Origin of the sequence: Frateuria defendens (assembly GCF_001182895.1) — a bacterium.
In the GTDB taxonomy this organism is placed as follows: domain Bacteria; phylum Pseudomonadota; class Gammaproteobacteria; order Xanthomonadales; family Rhodanobacteraceae; genus Frateuria_B; species Frateuria_B defendens.
The window spans coordinates 1-499 of record NZ_LFQR01000301.1 but is presented as its reverse complement, the minus strand read 5'-3'; the positions used below and the strand labels follow the sequence as shown (position 1 = coordinate 499).

The window sequence follows — 499 nt, the reverse complement described above, 5'->3', positions numbered from 1 at the left end:
CGGGGCAGGGGCGCGGCGCCTCGCCGGCCGGCAACGCCGGAGGCAACGCACCGGGCCAGCCCGGCAGCTACGTCGAAGTGCGCCCGCACGGCAACGCCGAGATCATGGAACATCGCGCGCCCAACATCGGCTACAAGCCCACCCGCTTCGAGCAGGACTGGACCCCCGAAGGCGAAAGCTCCGTCGACACCGCCCTGCGCCGAGCGGTGCAGAAAACCACCGTCAGCCACACCTTCCACCTGCCGCGTGGCGTGCGCGTGAGCTGCCGCTTCAGCCCGCTGTTCCCCATGGCCCTGTTCGGCTGCGGCGCCGCCGACCCGCCGCCCAAGCCGGTGGACGAGCAGGTCTACGAGAAAATGCACCTGGCGCCGGCCAAGCCGCTGGCGCCGCCCGCCGCCTCGAGCGCACCGCCGCCGGCCGCGCCCATCCGCCTCGACAACAGCGCGCAGTGCGCCGCCGCCCGCGTCAGCGGCGGACCACTGCCGCCGGGCTGCGGCAG

General features: G+C 74.5%; 1 pseudogene. It reads left to right on the top strand.

From position 1 onward, the window contains the following. Window positions 1-499 (top strand): annotated as a pseudogene (locus tag ACH65_RS20480) (hypothetical protein); the annotation flags it as partial.